22 protein-coding genes and 2 pseudogenes are annotated in these 25,757 nt (G+C 53.6%); 15 read left to right on the top strand and 9 right to left on the bottom strand.

The window, feature by feature from the left end; translation table 11 throughout:
- The 5 genes and pseudogenes from T260_RS0120030 to T260_RS131605 form a co-directional block, all read left to right on the top strand.
- Positions 1–392: pseudogene (locus T260_RS0120030) on the top strand (transposase); the annotation flags it as partial.
- A gap of 154 nt (positions 393–546) precedes the next feature.
- Positions 547–960: a transposase gene (locus T260_RS0120025; protein WP_370736686.1), complete on the top strand. Its 414-nt coding sequence runs from the start codon at positions 547–549 to the stop codon at positions 958–960.
- A 12-nt stretch (positions 961–972) separates the two neighbouring features.
- Positions 973–1,335: pseudogene (locus tag T260_RS131600) on the top strand (type I restriction-modification enzyme R subunit C-terminal domain-containing protein); the annotation flags it as partial.
- Positions 1,336–1,455: 120 nt separating this feature from the next.
- A complete protein-coding gene (locus T260_RS1000000139925) occupies positions 1,456–1,620 on the top strand; it encodes a hypothetical protein (RefSeq protein ID WP_013144211.1) in 165 nt (54 codons plus the stop codon).
- A gap of 381 nt (positions 1,621–2,001) precedes the next feature.
- Positions 2,002–3,471: an alanine/glycine:cation symporter family protein gene (locus tag T260_RS131605; RefSeq protein WP_023633797.1), complete on the top strand. Its 1,470-nt coding sequence runs from the start codon at positions 2,002–2,004 to the stop codon at positions 3,469–3,471.
- A 411-nt stretch (positions 3,472–3,882) separates the two neighbouring features.
- Here the strand turns inward: T260_RS131605 and T260_RS131610 are convergent, their stop codons facing one another.
- The 3 genes from T260_RS131610 to T260_RS131620 all read right to left on the bottom strand — a co-directional run bounded on the left by T260_RS131610 (position 3,883) and on the right by T260_RS131620 (position 5,079).
- Entirely contained in the window at positions 3,883–4,230 is a 348-nt protein-coding gene (locus tag T260_RS131610) for a YcnL family membrane protein (RefSeq protein ID WP_023633795.1), read from the bottom strand.
- A gap of 89 nt (positions 4,231–4,319) precedes the next feature.
- Positions 4,320–4,691 carry an ArsR/SmtB family transcription factor gene (locus tag T260_RS131615; protein WP_050582927.1) on the bottom strand — a complete coding sequence of 124 codons (372 nt, stop codon included), beginning with the start codon at positions 4,689–4,691 and terminating at the stop codon, positions 4,320–4,322.
- Positions 4,654–5,079 carry an SRPBCC family protein gene (locus T260_RS131620; protein WP_013522911.1) on the bottom strand — a complete coding sequence of 142 codons (426 nt, stop codon included), beginning with the start codon at positions 5,077–5,079 and terminating at the stop codon, positions 4,654–4,656. The genes T260_RS131615 and T260_RS131620 overlap by 38 nt, the downstream gene beginning before the upstream one ends.
- A 254-nt stretch (positions 5,080–5,333) precedes the next feature.
- Between T260_RS131620 and rlmD the strand changes: the two genes are divergently transcribed.
- Positions 5,334–6,722, top strand: coding sequence for a 23S rRNA (uracil(1939)-C(5))-methyltransferase RlmD (gene rlmD / locus T260_RS131625; protein ID WP_023633793.1), 1,389 nt, complete (start codon positions 5,334–5,336; stop codon positions 6,720–6,722).
- A 172-nt stretch (positions 6,723–6,894) separates the two neighbouring features.
- On the opposite strand, the gene T260_RS131630 is transcribed toward rlmD, so the two are convergent.
- Positions 6,895–7,659 (bottom strand): sporulation protein, encoded by a 765-nt coding sequence (locus T260_RS131630; protein WP_014194845.1) that lies wholly within the window; start codon positions 7,657–7,659, stop codon positions 6,895–6,897.
- A 229-nt stretch (positions 7,660–7,888) separates the two neighbouring features.
- Positions 7,889–9,070: a Gfo/Idh/MocA family protein gene (locus T260_RS131635; protein WP_011229863.1), complete on the bottom strand. Its 1,182-nt coding sequence runs from the start codon at positions 9,068–9,070 to the stop codon at positions 7,889–7,891.
- A 291-nt stretch (positions 9,071–9,361) separates the two neighbouring features.
- Here T260_RS131635 and T260_RS131640 point away from each other — a divergent pair, with 291 nt between their 5' ends.
- The 9 genes from T260_RS131640 (at position 9,362) to T260_RS131670 (ending at position 19,144) form a co-directional block, all read left to right on the top strand.
- A complete protein-coding gene (locus tag T260_RS131640) occupies positions 9,362–10,405 on the top strand; it encodes a nucleotidyltransferase family protein (RefSeq protein WP_011229864.1) in 1,044 nt (347 codons plus the stop codon).
- A complete protein-coding gene (locus T260_RS131645; RefSeq protein ID WP_023633792.1) occupies positions 10,402–11,589 on the top strand; it encodes a glycosyltransferase family 4 protein in 1,188 nt (395 codons plus the stop codon). Before T260_RS131640 ends, T260_RS131645 begins: the two co-directional genes overlap by 4 nt.
- Positions 11,570–12,685: a hypothetical protein gene (locus T260_RS131650; RefSeq protein WP_023633791.1), complete on the top strand. Its 1,116-nt coding sequence runs from the start codon at positions 11,570–11,572 to the stop codon at positions 12,683–12,685. The genes T260_RS131645 and T260_RS131650 overlap by 20 nt, the downstream gene beginning before the upstream one ends.
- Entirely contained in the window at positions 12,636–14,045 is a 1,410-nt protein-coding gene (locus tag T260_RS131655; RefSeq protein ID WP_023633790.1) for a phosphomannomutase/phosphoglucomutase, read from the top strand. The genes T260_RS131650 and T260_RS131655 overlap by 50 nt, the downstream gene beginning before the upstream one ends.
- A gap of 215 nt (positions 14,046–14,260) precedes the next feature.
- The gene (locus T260_RS1000000140630) at positions 14,261–15,913 is read left to right on the top strand and encodes a helix-turn-helix domain-containing protein (RefSeq protein ID WP_023633789.1); all 1,653 of its coding nucleotides are present in this window, start codon (positions 14,261–14,263) and stop codon (positions 15,911–15,913) included.
- A 244-nt stretch (positions 15,914–16,157) separates the two neighbouring features.
- The gene (locus T260_RS0120020; protein ID WP_031212548.1) at positions 16,158–16,562 is read left to right on the top strand and encodes an ATP-binding protein; all 405 of its coding nucleotides are present in this window, start codon (positions 16,158–16,160) and stop codon (positions 16,560–16,562) included.
- A gap of 17 nt (positions 16,563–16,579) precedes the next feature.
- The gene (locus T260_RS0120015) at positions 16,580–16,912 is read left to right on the top strand and encodes an STAS domain-containing protein (protein WP_011229870.1); all 333 of its coding nucleotides are present in this window, start codon (positions 16,580–16,582) and stop codon (positions 16,910–16,912) included.
- Between the two features lie 6 nt (positions 16,913–16,918).
- A complete protein-coding gene (locus T260_RS131665) occupies positions 16,919–18,445 on the top strand; it encodes a PP2C family protein-serine/threonine phosphatase (protein WP_023633788.1) in 1,527 nt (508 codons plus the stop codon).
- 285 nt (positions 18,446–18,730) lie between these two features.
- Positions 18,731–19,144, top strand: a complete 414-nt coding sequence (locus T260_RS131670; protein ID WP_011229872.1) for an RDD family protein — start codon at positions 18,731–18,733, stop codon at positions 19,142–19,144.
- 42 nt (positions 19,145–19,186) lie between these two features.
- Here T260_RS131670 and T260_RS131675 read toward each other — a convergent pair whose 3' ends face one another.
- The 4 genes from T260_RS131675 to T260_RS131690 are packed head-to-tail and all read right to left on the bottom strand — an operon-like array spanning position 19,187 to position 25,565.
- Positions 19,187–20,392, bottom strand: coding sequence for a type III PLP-dependent enzyme (locus T260_RS131675; RefSeq protein WP_023633787.1), 1,206 nt, complete (start codon positions 20,390–20,392; stop codon positions 19,187–19,189).
- A complete protein-coding gene (locus T260_RS131680) occupies positions 20,380–21,618 on the bottom strand; it encodes an MFS transporter (protein ID WP_013144228.1) in 1,239 nt (412 codons plus the stop codon). Before T260_RS131680 ends, T260_RS131675 begins: the two co-directional genes overlap by 13 nt.
- A gap of 12 nt (positions 21,619–21,630) precedes the next feature.
- The gene (locus T260_RS131685) at positions 21,631–23,637 is read right to left on the bottom strand and encodes an IucA/IucC family protein (protein WP_023633786.1); all 2,007 of its coding nucleotides are present in this window, start codon (positions 23,635–23,637) and stop codon (positions 21,631–21,633) included.
- On the bottom strand, positions 23,634–25,565 hold the full coding sequence (locus T260_RS131690) for an IucA/IucC family protein (protein ID WP_023633785.1): 1,932 nt from the start codon (positions 25,563–25,565) through the stop codon (positions 23,634–23,636). The genes T260_RS131685 and T260_RS131690 overlap by 4 nt, the downstream gene beginning before the upstream one ends.
- Positions 25,566–25,757: the final 192 nt, after the last annotated feature.

Here is a 25,757-nt window from a genome sequence, read left to right as displayed (position 1 = left end):
CGCTTCGGTTTCCCAAACCGCTTCGGGTGGTGGATTCGACGACCGTCACGGTCGGGAAAAACCGCCTCCCATGGGCTCCGTGTCACGGCGAACGCGCCGGAGTGAAGCTGCACGCCGCGTATTCGCCGGAATCCTCGCTGCCGGCAGACGTGGTGGAAACGACCGGACTGCGTCATGATGGCCCGGTGGGAGAACAGTTGACGAACCCTCAACAAGTGCTCGTGGAAGACCGGGCGTATGTCAAAATCGAACGCCTCGATCGATTTGTGGAGCAGCATCAGCTCTTTGTCATTCGGATGAAGGACAACATCGAACTTCATCAGAAAAAAAGCTTGAAACGCCTTTCCAGCACATCCTCATCGGTTCAAGCCGACTTCACGTGCCAGTTGGGGACGAAACAATGCCGNTCAAAATCGAACGCCTCGATCGATTTGTGGAGCAGCATCAGCTCTTTGTCATTCGGATGAAGGACAACATCGAACTTCATCAGAAAAAAAGCTTGAAACGCCTTTCCAGCACATCCTCATCGGTTCAAGCCGACTTCACGTGCCAGTTGGGGACGAAACAATGCCGATCGACCAAGCGTCACCGGGCGTGATCTTTCGAGATGCAAATGGCCGCGACATTCGGGTCGTGACGAACCTCTTCCATGCGTCTGCGGAAACCATTGCCGACATGCACCAACAACGTTGGACCGTTGAAGTCTTTTTCCGCTGGGTGAAGCAATATCTGAATGTCCCGACCTTGTTTTACACCACCGAAAATGCGGTATACAACCAACTGTTTGCGGCGTTCATCGCGTATGTGTTGCTGCGATGGCTGTATGATCAAACCAAAAAACAGACGAANGTTCGCCGTTTTTTCTCTGGGCAGCTTCCTCTCGATTGGAAATCCGGGATGGCCGCTGCTTTGTTTGAGTATGCCCAAATTTATGGAAGACGTATGTCTAATTTTGGATAATCAACACTCGTGTTGGAGCATATTCTTTGGAATGAGCTTGGCACACAGGAAGATTATAAAAGAGAATTCGGAGACACACCGATTACAAAGCTCGTCCGCCAAATCGTCGGCCTTGACCCGCAGGCCGCCAACGAAGCGTTTTCCGAATTTTTATCAAGCGAACGGTTGAACATCCAACAAAGCCGTTTTGTCAAATTGATCGTCGATTACTTTGTGAAAAATGGAGTCATGGACAAGCGGGTGCTGCAGGAAGAACCGTTTAAAACTGTCGGCAGCATTGTTGAACTCTTTCAAGACAACATGGACGGCGCGCGGAGGATCATTAGCATTATCGATGGGATCAACCGGAATTCGGAAGAAATTGCGGGGGCGTGAGCGGTGGATGGCATCAACCGAGAAGTGGTTCTATTGGGGATGGATGAATCACGACCATGATGGCACGGATGGAGAAACGCTGTCTTTCCTAGGGGCAGTGCATGATAAGGAGCGCTGAACGTGAGCATTTCGTCTCTCATTTTGCTTTTGTTGATCATGTCGATCGTGTTGTTCGTGTATGGTGTTGTCCAAAAGAGCAAAGCCGCGAAACGGATCGCCTTTGGCCTCTTCGTCGCATCGGTCGGATTGGCCGGTTTTGTCGTGTTTCTCATCGGTTATATGTAACGGAAAGCCAAAGCCGAACACGCTGTTCTGTGTGTTCGGCTTTGCGTTTGCGGCGCTTCGGGAGGGAATCATTCGGAGAAGATGGGGCTCGTGCTTAAAGGCCTCAAGGACTGGGACCCTGCTGCAAGGGGAGGCGGCCGTTCAGGGCGGGTTCACCCGCCTTGCTTCATCTACCATTTTTTGGTTTGGTAGTTATTTTAAAAAAACAACGAAGAAAGTGATTCATTTTTTTGCACAAGGAAAAGTGTAGGGGATATAAAGAAAATGCAGAAAAGAATGATATATAAAAAAATTATTGAAGCAGAAGTGTGTAGTATTTATAATATTATTTGGTTATGTGTTATACAACAAAAGTAATCAGCTGGCATAGGAGGGATTGGATTGATTGAAAAGCTCGTGGAAACGGTGAACGGGTGGCTGTGGAGCCCTTTCTTAATTGCTTTTATTGTCTGTTGTGGTTTGTATTTTAGCATTCGCACCCGCTTCCTGCAAATCCGCCACGTGAAAGAGATGATCCGGCTTGTGACGACGGGGAAGGGCTCTGAGGCCGGGGTGTCTTCTTTCCAGGCGTTGACGATGTCGTTGTCCGGCCGCATCGGCGTCGGGAACGTGGCCGGGACGGCGACGGGGATTGCGTACGGGGGGCCGGGAGCGGTCTTTTGGATGTGGGTGATCACCTTTATCGGAGCGGCGACCGCGTATGTCGAGTCGACGCTGGCGCAAATTTATAAAGAGGAACAAGACGGACAGTACCGCGGCGGTCCGGCTTTTTATATTGAAAAGGGCCTTGGCTGGAAATGGTTTGCGGTTGTGATTGCCGGGGCGATCATTCTCTCCATGGCGGTGTTGATGCCGGGGATTCAAGCGAATTCGATCGCGGATGGGTTTTCGAATGCGTTTGGCATTCCGAAATTGGTGACGGGAATTTTCGTGATCGCTGTTCTTGGCTTTACGATTTTTGGAGGAGTGAAGCGGATCGCGAAAACGGCGGAAATTGTCGTGCCGTTTATGGCGGTTGGCTATTTGTTGGTCGCGATTGCGATTATTGCGGTGAATATTGAGAAAGTCCCGGATGTGTTTGGCCTGATTTTCAAAAGCGCGTTTGGCGCTGATCAAGTGTTTGGCGGCATTCTTGGGTCGGCCGTGATGTGGGGGGTCAAACGCGGCCTTTATGCGAATGAAGCGGGGCAAGGGACGGGCGCCCACCCGGCAGCGGCGGCGGAAGTGTCCCACCCGGCGAAGCAGGGGCTTGTGCAGGCGTTTTCGATTTATTTGGACGTGTTCTTGGTCGTGACGGCGACGGCACTGATGATTTTGTTTACGGGTCAATACAATGTGATCAATGAAAAAACAGGCGAGCCGATTGTGGTTCATTTGAAAGGAGTGGAGCCGGGCGCAGGGTATACGCAGGCGGCGGTGGACACGCTCTTCCCGGGATTCGGGTCGGCCTTTATTGCGATCGCTCTGTTCTTCTTCGCGTTTACGACGATGTACGCGTATTACTATATTGCCGAGACGAACCTCGCCTATTTGGTGCGCAGTGAAAAGAGGGGAACGGCCTTCTTTGCCTTGAAGCTCATCTTTTTGGCGGCCACGTTCTATGGAACGGTCAAAACGGCGACGACGGCGTGGGCGATGGGCGATATCGGGCTTGGAATCATGGTTTGGCTCAACTTGATTGCGATCCTGTTGTTGTTTAAACCAGCCTATATGGCCTTAAAAGATTACGAAGAACAGCTGAAGCAAGGGAAAGATCCGGAGTTCAATGCGTCAAAATACGGAATCAAAAACGCGGCGTTCTGGGAAAATGGGTATAAGAAAGCCGGAGAAAAGAAAAAGGAAGCTTTATGATGATCGCCTTGTTGCAGCCATCCATGTCTAAGGTTCACCGTACGTTGGTGAGGTTGGTGGTGTTGAGAGCATACGGCGCGAAACCGATCGTTCCTGAAGCGGAGGAGTCTTGCCTCGTTTGATTTTGCTTTCCTAAAAAAACGTTTTGCTGTGAAGGTGAGGTGATTGTTCACCGGTCTTCTAGCAGTCAAGGGTGTCCCGTTGCTTTTGGGACACCCTTTTTCTATTACCATCGATTCACTAGGAGAGCGGTGATTTGCTAGTGCAACCGTTTCCTAGAATCGTTTCTTAAGTAGAGAAACCTGTCGCGTCGGTTTTGCTTTTCGCACGTTTCCCCATCAATCAAGGAAAACAACTGTTTTTCCATCAGCCTTCTAGAGACCCTTTTTCTATGAATTCCTTTTTCGGCGGTCATTCTTTTTTCTTCACCTGAAAGCGTCCCTTTTTACACAGAATGATGGCGTTTGCCCGCTCATACATCCAATAAATGGGATAGAGTGTGACGAGAAACACGATGATTGTTGGCACGTGTTCGACCACGGGCCAATAAGCTGCTGCAAACGCCTTGATTTGGACTGTCAGGAAAAGAAACAACGGGACGATGCCGGCTGCGGCCAGCAGCAAAAACGGCGTGATTCTCGTTTCTTTCAGCTTCACATCGCAATACGGGCATTTCATGGTCCAAGGCGAAGAAAAATGCATGACATCTTTAACAGTAATGGGATTCGTGCACTGCGGGCAAGAGATGAAAGGATCCATCTTCCCGTTCTCCTTCCTCTATAAGATGCAGCTGTTCGTCGTCATTGAAACCGCCTTTGCGCCCCCGTGAATCCATGCGATTTTTGTCATCATGATGACTCCTCATCCGCTTCCACCAAATGCTTGAGAGCCGCAAGCCGTTCATCCCAATACTGTTCAAAGAAGGAAAGCCATGTTTTCAATTCGGCGAAGGGTTCGGGATTGAATCTGTACCTCGTTTCGCGCCCGGCTTTTCGACGGCTCACTAAACCTGCTTCCGCTAGGATATGAAGGTGCTTGTTGACGGCTGTACGGCTGATCGGAAACGATTTGGCAATCGCGGCGATCGACAGCTCGTTGTCGGCCAGCAGCTGCAACATCTGGCGGCGAGTCGGATCGGCGATGGCGTGAAACACATCGTGCTTCGGCGCGGAAACGGTCCGTTTATCCTTTGAGATATGCAGGAAGTTTTTGGTTGACAATGTTCTCCCACCCGTCATCCATAATCTTGCGAACGACTGTGTGAGGCTGCCCAAATTCGGTTGTTTTGTCCGCATCCCATCCGGAATGGATCAGGGTGAATTCTGTTTTTCCGTCTTCTAATGCTTTTAATTCAAACGTAAGGTGCCAATCCTTTCCCCAGTCAAACCCCAAGCGGTTAGGTGGATCGAGCTCTGTCACTTTGCATGGCGAATCGCCGAATGGCCCTGCGTGCAAAACAAACTGGTGACCTAAAATCGGCTCAAACGTATTGGGCATCCACCACGCCGCAATACCTTCGGAGGTCGCCACCGCTTTCCATACTTTTTCAATGGGGGCATTCAGCACAATCGTTTTGCGGATTTCCGGCAATGTTTGCTTGGTTTCCACAAGAACTCCTCCATTCATTGGATATGACACCAATAGGTTTCAAAATAAATATATCACCTTTTAGTGTTAAAAGCAAATGAAAACGAATGCAGCTCCCATCGATCGGGAATGATGTTCTGCCGTTTTCAATGAAAGTCGTTCCTTGTTATAATGAAAAACGTATGTTTCCGCCAAGCATAAGTCCGTTGCGACAAAGTGCACAATACACTCAAGAATGAAATAAGGCCGATTCATTTCGAAAAGGAGGGAAACCATTGGGCGGTGTGACGAAACATTCGTTTGTGGCAGAAGTTCATCAGTTGGATAAAAAAGGAATTGGACAAGCCGTCGTTTGGCGTGAAGAGGACGGAAAGAGAAAGAAGCTCAAACTCGCCATTCCGTCTACACTTCCCGGTGAGAAGGTGCGAGTCGTTGTCGATGAGCCAAAACGGCGCAGAGTTCAGGCGCGGTTGGAAGAAGTGATTGAGCCGCATCCGGAACGGCTTGCGCCTTCGTGTCCGCACTTTGACCGCTGTGGCGGCTGTGTCTGGCAGCACTGGCGCTATGAAGGGCAGCTGCGCCATAAAACGGAGCATGTCAAGACGCTCTTGAAAGAGCACGGATTTGACCCTGGCGTTGTCCGCGATACGATTGGCATGGAACATCCGTGGCATTACCGCAATAAAATGGAGTTTACGTTTTCTCCGGAAGGGTTGCTTGGACTGCACGAGCGAGGGAACTTCCGGCAAGTCATTTCGTTGGAGACATGCCTCATTGCCGGCGAGAAGATCGTCAAAGCGGCCATGGAGGTGGCGCGTTGGGCGCGCGATCATCAGCTGCCTGGTTATCACAAAGATACCCACGAAGGGCTGCTTCGCCACGTCATGGTGCGCGAGTCGTTTGCGACAGGAGAGGTGATGGTGGCGCTCTTTGCGACCGAGGCGCCGGAAGGGGATCTGAAAGAAGCGGCGGCCGATTTGACGGAGCGGATCACCAAAATGCTCCCGCAAGTGAAAAGTTTGCTTTGGCTCGAGAATCGGGCGTGGGCGGACCGCACCCAAGCGGAACAAACCCATGTGTTGGCCGGACGTGATTTCATTTACGATGAATTGTGCGGCTTCCGCTACCGCCTTTGGTTTGATACGTTTTTTCAAACAAACCCAGTGCAGGCGGCCAAATTGGTTGAACTGGCGTTGGAGATGGGCAAACCGCAGCCTCATGAAAACATGATCGACCTCTTTTGCGGAGTCGGGACGTTTTCCCTGCCATTTGCGAAACGGGTCAAAGCGTTAGCTGGCATTGAAATTGTTGAAACGTCGATTGAGTCGGCGAAGCGAAATGCGAAGGACAACGGCATTGATAATACGTACTTTTTGGCTCGGGATGCAAGACGCGGGATTGATGAAGTGTTGGAACAGTTCGGGCGGCCGGAGCTGCTGCTTTTGGATCCTCCACGTTCGGGGGCGGGCGGGAAGGTGATGCGCAAAATCGGCCGGGCGCGGCCGGAGCGGGTTGTGTATGTCTCGTGCAATCCGGAGACGTTTGCGTCAGACATTACGGAGCTAGTCTCGTTCGGCTATACATTGAAAACCGTCCAGCCGGTGGACATGTTTCCGCATACGGCCCATGTCGAGTGCTGTGCGTTGCTTGTTCGGGGATCATGATGGAAGGAATCCCGTTTCTCGGATAGGGAGAAACGGGATTTATTGCTTTTGCCATCCTTTTTTGAAACAAATAGAAATCATTTACAGGGATAGATGTGCAACCTATGCCCCACCTACAAACTTCAGAAGCGGAAGGAAAAAGATGGCGGACGGCCCTTTTCGTTTTTTCCGTCTAACTGTACTTCTGGATCGCATCTGCCAGTAATTGCGGCAATGCCGGGATGTCGCCTGTGCCGTATGTGAACCGGACAAACGTCTCGTCCATATCGAGCGCCTCTGCGAACAACCCAGAAAGTCCACGTGCCTTGCGGTCGATTTCCAGCAAGACTTCTACGCTGTTTTCAGACAAAAAGAAGATCGCTTCCAATTCATCAAGACAGCCTTTGAACGGTCCACTTGCCGGCTTGAATTCAAACTCTTGGACAAACGGCAACCGCCGTTGCCAATAGCGCGGCGCTTGTTCGCACTGCACATGGTGGAGGCGGAATCCTAATTGGCGGGCTGCCTCGAGAAACGCGGCGACGAGCGGGTGCGGTTCGATGGCGAGATGGTCGCGGTCTTGCGGGTCGAGCGCCATTTTAATGTCAAGGCCGGTTTGCAGCCATACCCGCGAAGAGCCGAGCGTGACGGGCACGTCGTACGGCAAGGCGAATTGAAACGGGATCGTTTTCGTTTCGTTCGGCCCAATCGTCAGCGAGCCGCTTACTTTGTACCTTGCCAGCACCGCTTTTTCCTCGTGTTTCTTATCATCGATTTCTCGAAGGTAGGTCGTCACTAACGCTAAGTAAATTTCGTCGATATGCTGCTCGATGCTGCCGCCGCGAATGTCGACAATCCCTTCGACTGTTTCGCCTTGGACATATTGCGCTTTCGCTAATTTCGTATCAACAGTGGCTGCTCCGATGCCGATAGAACTTAACAGTTTTTTGAACAACAAGTTCTCCTCCTTGTCATCGATTTCAGTTGAGAATACGGAGCGCCTGGTGAAAAGGTTCCGTCCTTCTTAATTAAAAAGGTGGGAACGATACCGTCCCGCCAAGAGTCTGACGCCAAAGGGCGATGTTCAAGAAGCGAAACGCAATATATTGCTTTTTAACAATTATATACGGCAATCAAAAAAGGTGCCCCGATCTTTTTGGGACACCTTTCCTTTTTGTTTCGTTGTGTTAACGGATGCCGAGCGGATCGGTTTCTTCATCTGCAACGGTGCACGCTTCCGCCAAAGCGAGGTCGGCGGCGGCGTCTTCGGCAGTGACGAGGACGCGCCAGCTCGGGTTCTCGATCAAACGGCAAAAATCAAGAAAGCGCGTTTGGGCAATCGCTTCGTACCACCCGTGGCGGTCCGAGAGCACCACGGTGCGCTCGTACGGGATGCGCGGGGCGTCTGACCGTGGAACCGACGGCAACAGGCGGTTGGCCGCTTGCCTGACTTGTTCGATGGCGCGGGAGGACGGTTGTTTCGGAATGGCATCAAGCAAAGCGTCCATATGCGCTGCCTCATCGGTTGAGACGAGGCCGGAGACGGATAGCTGCGTCGGAATCCAGCCTTCAAGCACGATGCGCCCGCGTGCCGTATGAATGTCCCAGTGCGTCGATTCCGAAGCGGCGGGGTCCATCGTAAAGCCGTGGTAATAATGGACGGGGATGCGCCAGCCGTTGCTTTCATGAATCACCGTAGCGCCGACGCGCGGCCGTGTGCCGTCTGGTTCTCGCAACGCGAATCCGCGTGCGGAAGCCGCTTCGCCAAACCAGTCGCGTCCGACTTCAAAAAAGTGGACGCCGTGCTCGATCAGGATGCCGCCGCTTCGCCGCTCGTCCCAAAACCAATGGCCTTCCGCGACACGGTGAGCCGCGTTGTGAAGGCTTGCGTAGTCCACTGGGCCAAGAAACGCGCGGTGGATGAGTTGCTTGACGGCTTCTGCGAGCGGGTGGTAGCGAAGGACGAGATTGACCGCCAACGCCCGGTTTTGGCGGGCGGCGAGCTGGATGTTCGCCCGCAGCGCCTCGGCGGTGAGGCCGCCTGGCTTTTCAAGCAGCACATGTTTTCCTTCCTCAAGCGCCCGCTTGGCAAGCGGGGCGTGCAAATGCGGCGGGGTGGTGAGAATGACGATGTCAACATGCGGGTCAACGATCAATTCTTCAGCTTCGCGGTATTCGCGCACGTCGCCCGCCTGTGCCTGACGGCGGCGATAGGCGTCGATGACGCGCTGGCGTTTTTCGTCCGTCCGCCCGGCGACAGCGGCGAGATGGAAGGAAGGAAGCGGGGCGAGCGCGCCGGCGAGAAATTCAGCGAATGCGCCGGCACCGGCAATGCCAACATGGTAACGGAAAGATGATGAAGAAATCATGGCGTATTCTCCTCCTCCCTCACATATATATAGCATTAACGATACTCATTATACCGCAAAGAAAAAGAAGAACGAGAAAATGAAAGTTTTGAAATTTGCAAGCATCAATCATTCCTCATCGACACCATCCGACAATTATTTCGCTTGCATAGAAGGAGGAATATTATGTATATTATTATTAGCAACCATCGCAGCCGAGTGCTAGCAATCTATGAACTACTTTCATTTTCTCGTTCATCCGTCAAAAAAGGTGTCTATTTTTGTGAAAAAAAGATATGGAGGGATGACGAAATGAAAGCATTGTTGCTGGCAGGAGGATTAGGTACGCGTCTTCGTCCATTGACCGAAAACATCCCCAAACCGATGGCCCCGATTGCGAACCGGCCATGGCTTGAACACCTCATCGTTCATCTTCGCGACCAAGGAGTCAACGAATTTGTCATCGCCGCACATCATTGTTCAGAAGTGATCCGTCGCTATTTCGAAGATGGGAAGCGCTGGAACGTCAAGATTACATACGCGCTCGAACCGTTCCCGCTCGGAACGGCTGGGGCGATCAAAAACGCCGAGCGCTGGCTGAAGGAACGGTTTCTCGTGTTTAACGCCGACATTGTGCATTTGCCGCAATTGATCCCGCTGCTTGATTTCCATCGTCAACATGGCGGTTTGGCGACGATTGTCTTAACGGAAGTAGACGATCCTTCTTCCTATGGGGTGGTCGAACAAGACGATCGTGGGCAAATTTTACGCTTTGTCGAAAAGCCGCGCCGCGAAGAAGCGCCATCGAACCGCATCAATGCCGGCATGTATATTTTCGAGCCGGACGTGATGCGTTATATTCCGGCTGAGCGGGAAGTGTCGATCGAGCGTGAAACATTCCCGCTGCTGATCGAGAAGAATGTCGGTGTATATGGCATCGTCAGCACCGGATACTGGCGTGATATGGGGACGCCGGCCCGCTACCGCCAAGTGCATTGGGATGCGTTGAGCCGGGAGTTTCCGATTCCGCTCAAAGGACGTGAAATTCAACCGGGCGTGTTTGTTGGTGAAAACGTGGAGATTGGGTCTGGCGTCTTGTTTGTGCCGCCTGTGCTCATCGGCGACCACGTGAAAATCGGTCCGCAGGCTGTCATTGGCCCAAATGCGGTCATCGGCGACCGCTGCCAAATTGGCGCCCGCGTCCATTGCGCGCAGACAATCGTTTGGGACCGCTCTGTCATTCGTGACCGCAGCCGTTTGCAAAACAGCATTTTCGGCTATCGGACGGTGACGCCGGCGGGAGAAGTGTTCGAAGATTCGATTATTAATCAGTTCAAGGAGGCGGTGCAAGCATGATTCGAATTGCCTACGTCAGCACGTACCCGCCGCGGCGGTGCGGGCTGGCGACGTTTACGGAACATTTGCGACAAAGCATTGACGGCGTCCGGGGCCCGTCCGACGGCGACCGCGTCATCGTGTTGTACAACGAAAGCGACGGCGATGACGCCTATCGCCACAACCCGGCGTATTGGCCGCTTCCGGCGCAAAACCGCGCGGCGTATGCCGAGATGGCCAAAAGGGTGAATGAAAGCGACATCGACGTCGTTTTATTGCAGCATGAGTTCGGCATTTTCGGCGGCGAGGCGGGCGAATACATTCTTGATTTCATCGCCGCGCTCAACAAGCCGCTCGTAACGACGTTCCATACGGTGTTTGCCGACCCGCCGTTGCCGTATCGCCCGATTCAAGAGAAAATCGCGGCGGCAAGCGATGCGATCATCGTCATGAACCGGCAGGCGATTCCGTATTTGGTCAAAGCGTTTGGCCTGCCGGAAGAAAAAATTGTCTACATTCCGCACGGTGCTCCAGGCCCAAGCAGCGAAAATCGCGATTCGCTTCGCCGACGCCTCGGATTCAGCGGCCGCAAAGTGATGTTGACGTTTGGGCTGCTCAGCCGCGGCAAAGGGATTGAATCGGTTTTAGCCGCATTGCCGGGCGTTGTGCGCAAGGTGCCGGAAGCGCTGTATGTCATTGCCGGACAGACGCACCCAGAAGTGAAAAAGAGGGAAGGAGAAGCATATCGCGAGGAGTTGAAATCGCTCATTCACCGTTTAGGGCTTGAGCGCCATGTCCACATGGAAGATCGGTATTTCAGCGAAGAGGAATTGATCGATTATTTGACGGCGTGCGATCTATACGTCACCCCGTACCCGGGCATGCAGCAAATCACAAGCGGCACGCTTGCCTATGCGGTCGGCGTCGGCCGTCCGGTCGTTTCGACGCCGTATGAGCATGCGCGCGATTTGTTGCAAGGTTGTGAAGAGCTGTTGTTGCCGTATGGCGATACGACCGCCTGGGAAGAGCGGCTCGGGCAGCTGTTGGCCGACGAGGCGGCGCTGAAGCGATGGGAGGAAAAGGTGCGCCAAATCGGGGCAAACACGCATTGGCCGCGCGTCGGCGAACAGCATGTCGCCTTGTTTGCGCGCATGTGCGACGCGAAACGTGGGGAGGTGAAGACCATTGGCACCGTCAGTCATTAAGTTCGACCATCTCGAGCGCATGACTGACGACACCGGATTGCTTGAGCATAGCCTTGGCCGCATCCCGCGCCGTCGCGAGGGTTATTCGACCGATGACAACGCCCGCGCCATCTGGGCGTGCCTGGAATGGATGGCGCTATGTGAAGACAAAGGAGAGAAAGAGCGGCTGCACCGTTTGCTTGACCGGTATTTGGCGTTTTTGCTTTGGGCGCAAAACGATGATGGCACGTTCCATAACAACTTTTTCTTCGATCGGACAAAAGAAGAGGAAACGCCGTCAGACGACTGCTTCGGGCGGTCGTTTTGGGCGACGGCGTTGGCTTACGTTCGCCTCAGCGATCCGGCGCGGCGCGAGGCGGCAGCAGATATGTTGCGGCGGGCCATGCCGGCGGCTTGGGAGCTTCGTTCGCTGCGCGGCGTCGCCTGGGGGGTGGCCACTTGCGGCGTCTTATTGACAGAAGGACGCCCGCTTGGCGTCGATCAAGAGGAAGTGGCAGCTTTGGCTGCACGGCTTGAGCAGCGGCTGCTTGCGGCGTATTGGGAGCATGCTGGCGACGATTGGCATTGGTATGAGCCGGAGTTGACGTACGCCAACGGGGTGCTGCCGTGGGCGCTTTGGACGGCATATCGGCGCGCGCCTCGGGATGAGGTGAAGGAAGTGGCGGAAAAAAGCCTTGCTTTCCTTATTGAAAAAATGAGCGGACCGGGAGGTGTCATCCGTCCGGTCGGCAACCGCGGCTGGTGCAGCCGCCGCTACCGCGCCGATTGGGATCAACAGCCGCTTGATGTGATGAAGCTCGCTTTGGCGGCGCGCGAAGCGTATTGGGCAACGGACGACGAGCGTTATCGCGGCGTCGTCCGCCGCTGCCTCGCTTGGTTTTACGGACAAAACGACGGCAACGCGCCGCTTGCCGACCCAAGCGACGGCAGTTGCTGCGACGGGCTTGGCCCGAACGGCCCGAACCCGAATCGGGGGGCGGAGTCAACATTGTCGTACTTGTTAACAGCAGCAATCGCTCAATCGATTTCGGTGGAGGTGGTTGTCGATGAATACGTCAACAACGAAACCGTTCGCATGGCCGGCACACGTGTTTAAAGAATACGACATCCGCGGACGAGCCGGAGAGGAGCTCGATGAGTCGTTCGCGTATTGGCTCGGACGGGCCTTTGCCGACATGATGCAAAAGGAAGGCGAGAAGAGGGCGGTTGTCGGTCATGACAATCGTCTATCATCGCCTGGCTTGCATCGGGCGCTCAAAGATGGGCTGCTCGATGGCGGCTGCGATGTCGTCGATATTGGGCTTTCGACGACGCCGATGTTTTACTACAGCTTATACTACACGAACATTCCATGCGGCATGATCATCACCGCCAGCCATAACCCAGGGGATGAGAACGGATTTAAAATCGCCATGGGAAAAACGACAATTTATGGCGAGCGCATCCAAGCGTTGCGGCGGGCGATGGAGCGGCTCAGCCAGGAACAGCCGCGGCCTGAAACAGCGCGCGGGCGCGAGGAAACGTTGGACCTTGCTCCGGCATATATCAATATGTTGAAGGAGAAAATCCAACTCGGTCCGCGCAAGCTGAAGGTCGTCGTCGACTGCGGCAACGGCACCCCATCGATCATTGCGCCACAAGTGCTCAAAGAGTGGGGATGCGATGTCGTCCCGCTTTACTGTGAATCCGATCCAACGTTTCCGAACCATCATCCGGACCCGGTCGTGCCGGAGAACTTAACGGCCTTGATTGAGATGGTGCGCAAGGAGCAGGCTGATCTTGGCATCGCGTTTGACGGCGACGGTGATCGGATCGGGGTTGTGGATGAAACGGGTGCGATCCGTTGGGGCGACCAACTGATGGTGCTGTTCTGGCGCGAGATTCTTAAGCGCTATCCGGGAGCCGACGCGCCCGTTGAAGTGAAATGTTCGCAAGCGCTTGTTGAGGAAATTGAGCGGCTCGGCGGGAAACCGTTCTTCCATCGCACCGGCCATTCGCACGTCAAAGCGACGTTGCGCCGTCGTCCGGAGATCCCGTTTGCTGGTGAAATGTCTGGCCATTTGTTCTTCAATGATGAGTTTTACGGCTATGACGATGCACTGTACGCCGCTGGGCGCCTGCTTCGATTACTGTCGCACGATGAGCGCCCGCTGTCCGAGTGGTTTGCCGATGTGCCGCGGTACGCGGCGACGCCGGAGACGCGAGTTGCTTGTCCGGAAGAGAAAAAACCAGCTGCCATTGCTGCGGTGAAAAACCGGTTCGCTGGCCGCTATCCGGTTGTTGACGTCGATGGCGCCCGCATCCAGTTCCCGGAAGGCTGGGGGTTGGTGCGGCCGTCGAACACGCAGCCGATTCTCGTCTTACGCGCAGAAGCGAAGACGGAGGAAGCGCTGGCGGAGATTAAGCGGCAACTGGCTGATTGTCTCCATGCTCTTGAATTGTGCATCGATTGGTGATGTTCATTTCCAAGCTGCCCGAAATGCTTGGGCCTGTTCTTGATGGTGCGCTCTGTTTGGCGCAAAAACTCTTTTCCGGCGCGGCGCCCGCTATCTCGTGCGGGCCGCCGGCGCCGGTTTGTTTTTGCTGTCGCAGGGGGTTAAAGCTTGATTTCTTGCCAGTTATTTGTCCATAATAGATAGGGGTAAAAACGAGTTGTAGGAGAGTTGAAGGCGTGGTGATCCGTGAATCGTTGCAATATATTCAAGATGCATACGCGGCATTGACGGAGTTGAGCATGCTTATCGTCGATGATCACGGCGCTCCCGTGACGAAAGTATCGAATATGACCGAGCTGGCGGAGCTCGTTTTGTTTGCAGCTGAAAGGGAAGCGCCATCGTTTTTCTGCCCGCGAGAACTTGTTATTGACGGATGGCAGCGTCCATCGGTCGTACCGGTCGGGCGTTTTGGCATGAAAAGCATCGTCGCTCCCGTGTTTGTCGATGAGAAGGCGGAATATTGGATTTGGGCGGGCGTGTTTATCGAGGAAGAGACGAAATGGCTCATTTGCGAACAGCCGCTGGCAGCCGGCGGAAAGTGGGTGTCAGCCATCGAACGATCGGTGGCGCTGCCGGCGCGGGCAGTCGAAGCGAAGTTAAAAGATATAGAAAAGATGGCGGTCATATGCGGGGAATTAATCAGCGGCGAGCGCCGCAAGCAGCAATGCTGTGAATACGGAAAACGGCTCGAAGCAGTGGTTGCGGACAGCTCCGCCCTAGCGGACGTGGACAAGCTGCTTTTTGAGTTGCGGGCGTTCGATGAACGCGTCGATATGGCGTTGTATATCGCCAAGTGTCCGCAAGGATGGATGGTGGCGGCGGCAAGCGGGGAAAAGGCCGGAAAGCTGCGCGGCAAGATGATCGATGCGTTGTTTCCGCCGCTTTCGTCTTCGAAGCCGCCGCTTCGTTCGGTTTACGTTCAAGATGCCGCTTTGGATCCACGCTTTTCCTTTTTTGTCCGCCATGGCATCCGCCCGAAAGCGATGATTGCGTATCCGGCGATGTACGGGAAAACAATGGAAGGATGGGTCATGATCGGCAGCGAGGCGGCCTCTTCACTGCCAGCGGCGCTTCGTTCGGTCGGCTCCGCCCTCGTTCAACATTGGCTGCTTCTGGCTAAATGTACAGAGGCCGATATGAAAATGGACCGCCATTTGATGCGCCTTTCGATGTTGATGGAAATTGGACGGGCCATGCGTATGGTGCAGAACGAGGAAGAAATCATCCGGATGATGGCCGAATTCGCCGCGGAGCTCGCTTACGGCGATTTCGTCTGCGTGGTATGGTCTAGCGATGGCCAAACAGCCGTTGTCCACGAAGGAGCGATGGACGTAGAAATGGCCGTTCGTTATCGGGATGATGTCTGCCGTCGCTATGGCTGTCACGGCGAGAAGGCGAAAAGCGAGGTGCCGGCGTTGCTTGATGTCGAGGGCAAATCGGTGATGGAAGTGCCGTTTTTCGTCGGCGATGGCCGCTATGGCGTTCTCGCCGTTCATATAAAGAAAGGAAGGGAAGCGAAAGAGGCGGAAGTGTATATGACGGCGCTGGCCGCGATTGGTGCGATGATGATTAGCGGCAAGGCCCACGGTGGGAATGATGGGACGGTCAATATCGACATGCTGTCCGAGCAGTTGACAGCCCGGGAGATGGATGTATTGGAGCTGCTCATTCAAGGCTGCAGCAACCGCGAAATTTCAGAACGGTTGTTCATTAGCGTCCATACCGTGAAAAATCATATTACGAACATTTTTCAAAAAATTGGCGTCAATGACCGGTCGCAGTTGATCGCCCTTGTGTATCAACTAAACCACCGCCGGCAGCGCCGCTAAGGGGACATCATTGGACGATGGGTGCCATGATGTCTTTTTTTTTTGGATGTAGGAAATTGGAATGAACCCCATTTTGTATTATAATGAGTTGTAGTAAATAAGAACTATTTTTCGATAGATGGAACAATAAAGGAGAAAAATAGCATTCGAATCCGTTTTCCCCAGCGCTGGAACGTGGGATAGTGGAAAAGCTGCCATGTTGCTTTGGCCGGCGCATAAGCATAACAAGGATAGGGGAATGCCGATGAAGCCCAAGGCCATGATCCGAACGATGGCGATCGTGAAAACGGCGGACATTTTAAAAGCGATGGACATTACCGAGGAACTGGCGAAGAGAATGGGGTTTTTGCCGCGCGATTGCCTTTTTCTTCGGCTCGCGACAGAGGAAGCGTGCACGAATGCGTATGAATATTGTCAAAAAACGAGAAAACTGCCATTTAGGATATTTTGGAAAATTGATGCGAGACAGTTTATGATCATTGTCAAACAGCGAGGAGGATGCTTCTCCGTAGCCCAAACTGATGTCGTCAACACTGGGCCGCGCGGCAGGGGGCTGCAGCTGATCACCCATATCGTCGACGATGTATACGTGAAGCAAGCGGGAAACAACGTCTTGTTTTGCATGTGCAAATGCAAAAAAAAAGAGTGACTATTGGAGGAAACAAGATGGAGACAAAACAAGGGGCAATTTGCACGCTGACATGGGCAGAAGATATTACCTTAAACAATGTCGAATCGTTCCGTCAAGCGCTGGAAAAGTTGCTGGACAAACAGGCGGATCAATTGATCGTCAACATGGAGGGGGTCAAATACATTAACAGCGCCGGACTCGGGGTCATCGCTGACAGCGTCATGGCGGCGAGAGCCCGACAAAAAGAGTTGGTCATTGCCGGAGTGGAAGGGTCGCTTGCAGAAATTTTCCATATCGTCAAATTTTCTTCGTTTATCAAACTATTTGCCACAGAGAAGGAAGCCATGGATTATTTCAGTGGAGAATGACGTTCTATGGTGGATGGGTTTTGGGAACATGTTCAACGTTATGACCACCTCGCGTGGCGAGAGTTGCTTCTCGGCTTGGAAAAAATGAATGTATTCGTTGGGCCGGGCGATTATGTGTATTGGCTCGCAGCGCCGGAACAAAGGCGGCTCTTGTTCATTTCGTCATCATGCGAGCAGCTGTACGGCCTGCCTCCGGACGACTTTTACCGCGATCAAGACATATGGGCAAAAGTGTCCTACCCGGATGACCGCGCCAAGGCGGAAAGAAAATGGTCGCTTCTTTCGGGGGCGGATGCGGGTGCCCAAACGTATCGCATCATCAATCAGCGGGATGGCTCCGTCCGCTGGGTGCTTGAACGGACGTTTCCTGTGCTTGGCCAATTCGGGGAAGTGAGGCTCGTCAGCGGAGTTGTCGCTGATCTGACAGAAGCAAAGCGAAACGAGAATGAACGGCAGCTCGCTGAGCAAGTGTACAAAGCGATGGAACAGGCGATGCTCGTAACCGATGGCCAGTTTGTCGTTCAGTTTGTCAATCCGGCGTTCACAAAAATCACTGGCCATGGTGTAGAGATTGTCGGTCAGCCGCTGCATGCGCTTTACGCGGGTTATTACGAGGCCTGGCTTTATGAGGTGATTCAAGCGGGAACTGGGGAAAGTGGAGAATGGAGGGGATGGGTGCGCTGGCGGCGGAAAAACGGTTCGGTCTATGTCAGGCAGACGACGGTGCGGGCTGTGCCCGGCCATGATGGAGGAATCGCTTTTTACTTGTTTTTATTTGCCGGTCCAACTTATGAGAACCCATACATCGCAGCGATGAAAGATGACTTGCGGCTGGCCCGCGAGGTGCAAAAGCGCGTGTTGAGCAAGCCGTTGTCGGCCAAAGGAATCCAGATTGCCGGAACGTACATCCCATCACGGGAGCTGGGGGGCGATATGTACGCCTGGTATCCGATCGACAAACAGCGGTACGGCATTTTTTTAATGGATGTGATGGGTCATGGGGCAGCGGCTTCACTCATTTGCATGTCGGTCCGCTCGCTCTTAAACGGCGTCATCCGCAAAGGGATCGTTCCGACGGAAGTGTTTCGCGAGTTGAACCGCCATATGCGCCAGTTGTACCATGAAAACGGGCGGATGACGTATTATTTCACCGCCGTGTATGTTCTTGTGGATGTCAAGGAACGGATGATTGAATATGCATCAGCCGGCCATCCGCCGGGGTTTTTGTTCCAACCGGACGGAACGGTGGCGGAGTTGGACCGCGGCTGCGCGCCGATCGGGCTGCTTCCGCGCCTTTTTGTCGACAGCGGCCGGTTGCGCTACGAGCCGGGGGCGACGCTTGTGTTGTATTCCGACGGGGCGATCGAAGGGGAAACGGGCTCTGTCCGGCAAAAGATTGAAGCGTTCCGCGATGCGCTAACGCCGCATATTTTATTGGACGAGCAGGTGCTTTTGGACCATCTGCGCCGCCATTTTGCGCAAAAAGGGCCGCTTCCGGACGATTTTTCGGCGGTGGTGGCCAAGCTTGGCTAAACGAGGGGAAAAGCCGCCTATATCGGATGATCGATCCGCTTCACAAGCTGCTTTTTCTTTATGTATGAAACGGCACGGCAGCCAACTGTGTCTCGGTTGCAAAAATGGCCTTTTGGGCTATCTTTTTTACGAATCGTGAAAAGACGCATTCACTCCTGCCGCCCAATAATGGCGGCAAACACCAAACTATAGTATAGATTCCTTTCCACAATTCAGGTTAAAATAAAGACAATTACGCTGTTGATTGCGAATACAATATAGAAAAGGCAACAGGAGGGAAGACATATGGCGGTGACGAATCCGGCTGGATTTTGGAAGCGGCTGTTGGCTAACTTGTTGGATGCGATTGTCGTTGGCATTCCGATTTCGATCATCGGCTATTTCATCACTGGCAGTTGGGAAACGAACTGGTTTACGTCATTAGCGAACATCCTTTACGCGTTAATCGTTCCGGCTGTTTGGTACGGATATACGGTCGGCAAGCGGATGCTTGGCATCCGGATTGCGAAAGTCAACGGCGGAAAAGTTGGGGTCGGCACGATGTTTTTGCGCTCGTTCGTTGGCGGACTCGTATACTTTATCACGTTTGGCATTGGTCTCATTATTAGTGCGATTATGGTAGCTGCAAGAGAAGACAAACGGTCGATTCACGATTTTATCGCTGGGACGTATGTGACAACGGAAAAACCGACGGTGTAAACAATGGAAAAAGGCGGGCTTCCGAGTGGAGGCCCGCTGTTTTTACATCGACGATTCGAGGTAAATAAATTCCGGATGCGGATGGCTTAAAAAATCATGATGAGAAATGTCCCAGCCGTAGGCGCCGGCGCAGCGGAACAATACGATGTCGCCAACGCGAAGGCGGGCGCAAGGCACATCCCGAGCCAATATGTCGTTTGGCGTGCACAATTCGCCAGCTAACGTCACCCGCTGGTTATGTAAAGATGGGCGGTTAAAGGGGTATGGCCACTCATCAATAGGAATGACGAGAAAGGGATGGTTCATTTTCCAGGCTGCCGGCAGCCGAAGATGGTGGGTGCCGCCGCGAATAATCGCAAAATGCGTTCCGTAATTGGTTTTCAGGTCGAGCACCTCGGCGGCGTAATACCCATTATGGGCGGCAATAAAGCGGCCGAGCTCGAAAATGACTGTCCAATGAGGGGGGGCTTGACGGCGCAGCAACAGGTTCAGCTCTTTGGAAAACCAATTCCAACGAAATTGCCGGTCCGGTTCGTTGTAATGCACGCCGACTCCGCCTCCGACGTTAACGACCGAAAACCGCCGCCCGTACGTCGTTTCCGCTTGCGCGACAAATGACAGGCACGTTTCGATAAAAGAAAGATGGGCCTGCTCGTCGGTATGATTGGACATCGAATGAAAATGGAATCCTTGCAGATCAATAGACGGAAGAGTCAATGCCGTATGGATCGCTTCGGCGATATGTTGTTCGTCGATGCCAAATTGGGTCGGTTTTCCCGCCATATGCAATGTGGCGCCTGAGGCGGCTTGCCGCAAATTGACCCGCAGGAGTACACGCACGGTTGTTTGCCTCCTGGCGGCGATCCAATTCAGCCGCTGCAATTCCCATACGCTTTCGACATGAATGAGAGCAACACGTTCCTCAATCGCCGCGGCCAGCTCCTCATCTGTTTTTCCCGGACCGCCGAAAATGACTGGAGAATCGGCAAACAGGCGGCGGACTTTTTGCAGCTCGCCGCCTGAGGCGACTTCAAAACCGGTGACATACGGCGCGACTGTTTTCAAGATGCGCTCATCCGCGTTCGCTTTCACGGCGTAAAAGAGCCGGACGGAAGGAGGAAGCGAGGCGGACAAGCTTGCTGTATGGACGCGGAGGTTGTCTAAGTCATATACATAGGCGCAAAGTGGGCCCTGCTGTTTTGCCTTGCGTTCTATAATGGCTTGAATGACGGTGTTCAATCGTTCCATATTCGTCCTCCTGTAGAGATGTTCCATAGTTCTTTTCGCCGCCAAAAGGCAAGGGCGCAAAGAAGGCAGAGCCATCCCATCGCATAGCCAGCGATTTTCGCTCCAACATACTCGGCAAGAGTCGTAAGCAAAAGGGTGCCTAGCGGGATGAAGCCGCGGTCCATTAAAGCGATGCTCATGACCCGTCCGCGCAACCGATCCGGAACGACCAGCTGGATGGCCAGGCGGCATAACGTCCGGTATAGCTGCCCGGTCAACCCGGCCAGTGCCATGGCGGCTAAGCAAAGCAGCCAATGTTCAAATAAGACGATCCATAGAAGCAACGATAGAGAAAAAGCGAGCAAAGAGACGATGAGCCATTTGCCGATCGCCTCGACCGGCCGGAAGGAAAGCCAGATCGTGCCGAGCAATGCCCCGGCGGATGAGACGGAGAGCAACACGGCGAAATCCCCGGCATCGCCGTTGGCCAACGCGTCAACAAGAAGAGGGGTGACCGCCGAATAGGCAAAGCCAAACGTCATCGGGATGATTGAAAGAAGAAGCAGCCCCCGAACGAGCGGGGTGCGCTTGATGTAACGGATCGCCTCCCCTTTGCTGCCGTCTGTTGGACGCGCAGCTGGACGGCGGGGGCGGCTCTCTTCTAATGACAATACAGCAAAAGCTGCGATAACGAGCATCGTGCTGTAGACGATAAGCAGTGAAACGCCGCCGAGTGAAGAGAGCCCCCATCCGGCCGCTGCCGGGCCGATGATTTTCCCGATGTGAAGAGCGGCGGTATGCAACGAAATGGCGCTGGAGAGCGCCTCGATTGGAACAAGGTCTGCGATATAGGCGTTGCGCGCTGTCGTTTCCATGGCCATAAAGATCGAACGGACAAAGACAGCGGCAAACAGCCAAATTAATGAAGACGGCTCGCGCAGCAACCAAGCAATCACCAAAGTAAAACCTGCCATGCCCAGCAAGGAGGCAGCAAGCACTTGGCGCCGGGACAGGCGGTCGGCGAGCACGCCGCCGAGCCAACTGAATAGAAAGATCGGCAACAGCCGGCAGACGTTGAGAACGCCTAGATCGAGCGACGAGCGGGAAAGCTGCAACACAGCCCAGTTTAGGATGACGAAATCAGCCCACTCCCCGATGCGCGCCGGCAACGTTCCGCTCCAATAAATCCGGAACGGGCGCCAAAATAGCGCAAAAGAGGGGGATGGTTTTTTCGATGTAAGAAGCATGTCAACTCCCCCTTATCGACTCGTTGCTAACGGATTGGGAACGGAAACGAAACAATACGTTTTCGCTTCTGGCTGCAGCCGCATTTTTGCCAGCGCCTTATGCTCGATGTGCGGCCGGTATAAGGCTTGGCGGTCTTCGTCTACTGCTCGTTTTAGGTTTGGGTCTTTGGCCAATTTGGCAAACACCTCATCACATTGGCGGCGGACGCATATCCAGCATTGTTCCTCGGCAATGCCCCACTGGCGGCTGATATGACGGATGATTTCGCCAAGCTGATTTTGAAAGACTGTATAAAACACTTTGTTTTGCGCTTCTCGCAAATCATCCGTAATCGTGATTGAATCGGGACGGACATCGATATTGAACCCTTGGCGCTCAAGGCGCGGCCGGTACAAACGGATGCCTCCCCAGTCGCGGAACAGCAATTTCATCGGTTTCCCTTGCCGGAAAACGGGAACGGTATTTTGCAAGTGTCCTTCCAGGCCAATACCGTACTTGACGAGCAACGTTAGAAAGCCACGGACGGCGATGCCGACGTATTCGCGAAGAAAGGAAAGCGCCGTTTCTTGAGATGATGGACGGCCGATTCCCTTGGCATATGCTTCAATAATATCGTTGATAATCGGCCGGCCGCTGAATGGTGACGAGGCGTATAAAGCGGTGCCGGCAATGGCGATTTCCCCTTCATCGACAAAGCGATCCAGCCCTTCCCGATAAATGACCGATAAGTTCCGTGCTTTATTTGGATCTTCAGAGCGAAACGAGCAGCCGCCGATTTCACAAACAGGAAGAAAGATAGCGGACAAGTCCCTCTCTCTTTCCAAAATGGCGCGAAGCAGCCGGCTGTATGTTGCGCCGTTGTTGGCTGACTGGGGGGAAATGGACCTGACCGTCGAGGTCATTTGACTATGGACGGCAGTCTTTATATACAGCGGTGCTTCTTTCGCCAAAACGGTTCGGAACGAGGCGGTCGCCTGCGTTGGGATCACCGCTCCTTCGATCAGCCAAAGGCGGCCGTCGCGCAATTCCGCACGATAGACGTTAGGAATGACATGTTCGTATTGCCAAGGATGGACAGGCACGAGCACATAGTCTTCTAGCTTCTTTTTGGTTTGCTGGAAGCATTCTTCAACCGGGCCGCGCAGCGACGGAAAATGGTCGAGCAGGAATGTGTTCGGATCCTCGTATCCGTCAAAGTGGAAATCGCACAAATTGCGTCGGACGGCGACGATCCGCAGCTGCGGTTGACCGCCAAACTCAGCCGAGTAAGCAAATACGTCTTTAGGGGACATCGGCAGTTTCGTTTTGGCGCCTGGATGAAGATGATGCCCTTCAATGCAAAGCTGCTCGAAAAACAGCGCCGGGCAAAACGATGGATCGCTTTGTCGTTGTTCGATATAGGTGAACAAGTTGTCCGCTTCCTTCCGCATCGTTTGGCATTCCTTTTCAAAATGCCAATAAGCCAACGCCAAGTTGGAGGTTCCGTTTTCCAATTCTTTCGCCAGCTGCGCCCATGCTTGTTCCTCGCCGGCCGCTTTGATGAGCGGCGTTAGCAACGAAAGGAAGGTAAGGGCGTCCCGCACCGTTTGGATGCCTTCGCCGATCCAAACGACCTCCTCGCCGATGTCGCATTGGCGGAAAGCGGATTCGCCGCGGATCGGGATCAGCAAACATTGGCCGGGGGCAACGGGGAACAATTTATACATGATCCCTTCCTGCAAGTTGGCGGCCGGCAGCTGGCGGACGACCGCTTCCCATTCCGGCGTCAGCCCGCGCCAGTTCGTGATATACACTGAGCCGATCACTTGCAAATTGTAGGAACGGGAGTATAGACCGAATACGTCCTCCCGCAGCAACGCAGCTGCGGTTCGTTGCAAGATCGTCGTCCGTGCCCGCATGACATGGCGGACATAAGCGGAGAGACGTTCAGGAAATCGTTTTTGGATGAACTCGACGCATTCTTGTTCGTATGGATAAAGGATGATATCAGCTGTCCGGAGGGATAAACGCGTGTTCATCGTTCCCATTCCTCCCTTTTCCATTTGGCCAGCGGATTAGCTGTTTCAATGAATCGGTTGCGAAGATCATTGGTTAAGCGCATAGCGACAAGTGCTTTCATCGGCAGCACCGGGGAAAAGAGCGCGTCCCGATCTTGCCTTGCCTGTTCTTCTGTTTCACTGTCACGGGTCAACGCGGCAAATGCATTCTCCATTACATCCGCTGTGGCCTGCCAAAGAAGTGTCTCGTCGATAGAGAACGTGCGGGAGAGGCAGGCGATCAGCTCGCCAAGATGGTTGTGAATGACGGCATGGGTGAACGTATGCCGCAACTCGTTAAGATCTGCTGTCACGATGCTTGAAGGCGCGAGCTCGTCAAGCGGATAGCGATGGCGACCGAAGCGGCCGCAATGAAGGCGGATTCCTCCCAAGTCGCGAACGTGCATTGACTGGGGCGCGCCGGAGCGAAAGACAGGAAGGCTATTTTGCAAGTGAGCTTCCAAGCTGATTCCGTACTTGCATAAAAGCAAGAGCAACGGCGGAACGAGCATTTCCGCATACTGCCGGAAAAACCATACAGCCGCCTCGCGCACGGAGCTTGCCCCCTGATTGGCTGCATATTCCTCAACGAGCTCAGCTGCCACCGGTTTGCCGCTCAGGAAGGAAGGGGCAAGGAGCGTCACGGCTGGCATCATGATATCCCCTTCCGCCAAATCGCGCTCCGGATTGGTTCGGACGATGGCCGAGAGCTGTTTGGCAAGAGCGGCATCCTCGTTGTCTGTCCGACCTTGCGGCGAGAAAGAGATGCCCGCTGTTTCGCTGACGACCCGAAAGCGGGGAGCAAGCCGCTCTTTGACGAGCACATCGTTCAGCCAAAGCGATAAGCGTGGTCCGTTGGCCGCTGCCGCCGGAGATACAGTGCGGATGGCGCTCGTCATTTGCACATTGATCGGAGTTTTCAAATGATCACCGGAAGCGCCGGGGATCATGAACGTCCGCACGGAAACGAGCGGATAAGCAGGCAGTACGCCGCCATCGATCGGAACGATTGTTTGTGCGGCCAGTTCGTTTTGAAAACGCTGTTGGATGACGTGTTTCCATTGCCATGGATGGACAGGGATGACGTCGTATTCGCATTCAGACAGGCCGTATGCCCGCAACGTGTTTTGCACAACGGACTGCAACGTTTTATCTTGTTCGTAAACCCAATCTGCCATCCGTCCATAGGAAAAGGAAACGAAACGGCAATGGCTGCGACGCACCGCCAGCAAGGGGAGAGCGACTTTCGCTTCCCATTCCGGCGAATAGTCGATCATGTCTTGGACGCTGAAGCCGAGCCGCGTTTTGGCGCACGGGTGCAGTGTATGCCCGTCAATGACCGTTTGTTCGTAAAAGGTGAGAGGGCTGAACGGCCGCGGCTGGGCACGCACCCACTCGAGCGAAGACGAGTACGTTGCTCCATATGTATCGCGCCATCGACAGCGGCGCCGCTCGGCCGCGGCTTGGGCAAGCGCGTCGTTGATCACGCTGTTGGCGATTTCGGCGCAAAACTCGTCCCAATTTGGTGCACAACTGATGAGCCCTTCGCGTTGAAGCAGCTCGAGCAGCTCCAAGGGAGAGGAGAGAGACTTTCGCTCCTTCTGATCAAGCAGCCAAAGGCGCGCAACGGTAAACTGCCCTAAGGAAAACTGTTCCATTACCGCCGCTGTGATTTGTTTCTTCATAGAGAGTAGGATGGAAAGCTCCAATTTGTGGCCGGTTTGTTCCCAAACAACGCGATCTGGGCTGAGGAGCTGTTCGCGAATAAGCGCCTGCAGCAGTCGGTTGGCTATGCGTTGACGGCTGTTCGGCAAGGTGGCCAAAAACAAACCAGCCAACGATGGATCGACCGTTTGCAAATATCGATATGTTTCTTCTTCCTCAGTGAGAAAGAGGATGGACGAATTCAATCGGATCCCTCCATTTGATAACGATTATCAATTTCGTTAAATATCATAATATAAATGATTATCATTTTCAATAAGGAATTAAAAAATAGTCTTTCCGTCTAAGAGATAGGGAGGAGAGTAAGAAAAACTGACTAGTTCGATTGATGGGAGGGAGAATATAGAGGTTCCGCCTAAGAGACTGGTAATTTAAGA

The organism is Geobacillus thermopakistaniensis, from assembly GCF_000498995.1.
GTDB classification, from domain to species: Bacteria; Bacillota; Bacilli; order Bacillales; family Anoxybacillaceae; genus Geobacillus; species Geobacillus thermoleovorans.
The sequence above is the reverse complement of the archived record's forward strand: the minus strand, read 5'-3'. Positions and strand labels throughout refer to the sequence as shown.

Excerpts from the sequence above, each read along its gene's own strand:
- T260_RS131610 (WP_023633795.1), bottom strand. The coding sequence starts at position 4,230 with ATGGATCCTTTCATCTCTTGCCCGCAGTGCACGAATCCCATTACTGTT.
- T260_RS131635 (WP_011229863.1), bottom strand. The coding sequence starts at position 9,070 with ATGATTTCTTCATCATCTTTCCGTTACCATGTTGGCATTGCCGGTGCC.
- T260_RS131640 (WP_011229864.1), top strand. The coding sequence starts at position 9,362 with ATGAAAGCATTGTTGCTGGCAGGAGGATTAGGTACGCGTCTTCGTCCA.
- T260_RS131645 (WP_023633792.1), top strand. The coding sequence starts at position 10,402 with ATGATTCGAATTGCCTACGTCAGCACGTACCCGCCGCGGCGGTGCGGG.
- T260_RS131655 (WP_023633790.1), top strand. The coding sequence starts at position 12,636 with ATGAATACGTCAACAACGAAACCGTTCGCATGGCCGGCACACGTGTTT.
- T260_RS0120020 (WP_031212548.1), top strand. The coding sequence starts at position 16,158 with ATGAAGCCCAAGGCCATGATCCGAACGATGGCGATCGTGAAAACGGCG.
- T260_RS0120015 (WP_011229870.1), top strand. The coding sequence starts at position 16,580 with ATGGAGACAAAACAAGGGGCAATTTGCACGCTGACATGGGCAGAAGAT.
- T260_RS131665 (WP_023633788.1), top strand. The coding sequence starts at position 16,919 with ATGGTGGATGGGTTTTGGGAACATGTTCAACGTTATGACCACCTCGCG.
- T260_RS131670 (WP_011229872.1), top strand. The coding sequence starts at position 18,731 with ATGGCGGTGACGAATCCGGCTGGATTTTGGAAGCGGCTGTTGGCTAAC.
- T260_RS131675 (WP_023633787.1), bottom strand. The coding sequence starts at position 20,392 with ATGGAACGATTGAACACCGTCATTCAAGCCATTATAGAACGCAAGGCA.
- T260_RS131680 (WP_013144228.1), bottom strand. The coding sequence starts at position 21,618 with ATGCTTCTTACATCGAAAAAACCATCCCCCTCTTTTGCGCTATTTTGG.
- T260_RS131685 (WP_023633786.1), bottom strand. The coding sequence starts at position 23,637 with ATGAACACGCGTTTATCCCTCCGGACAGCTGATATCATCCTTTATCCA.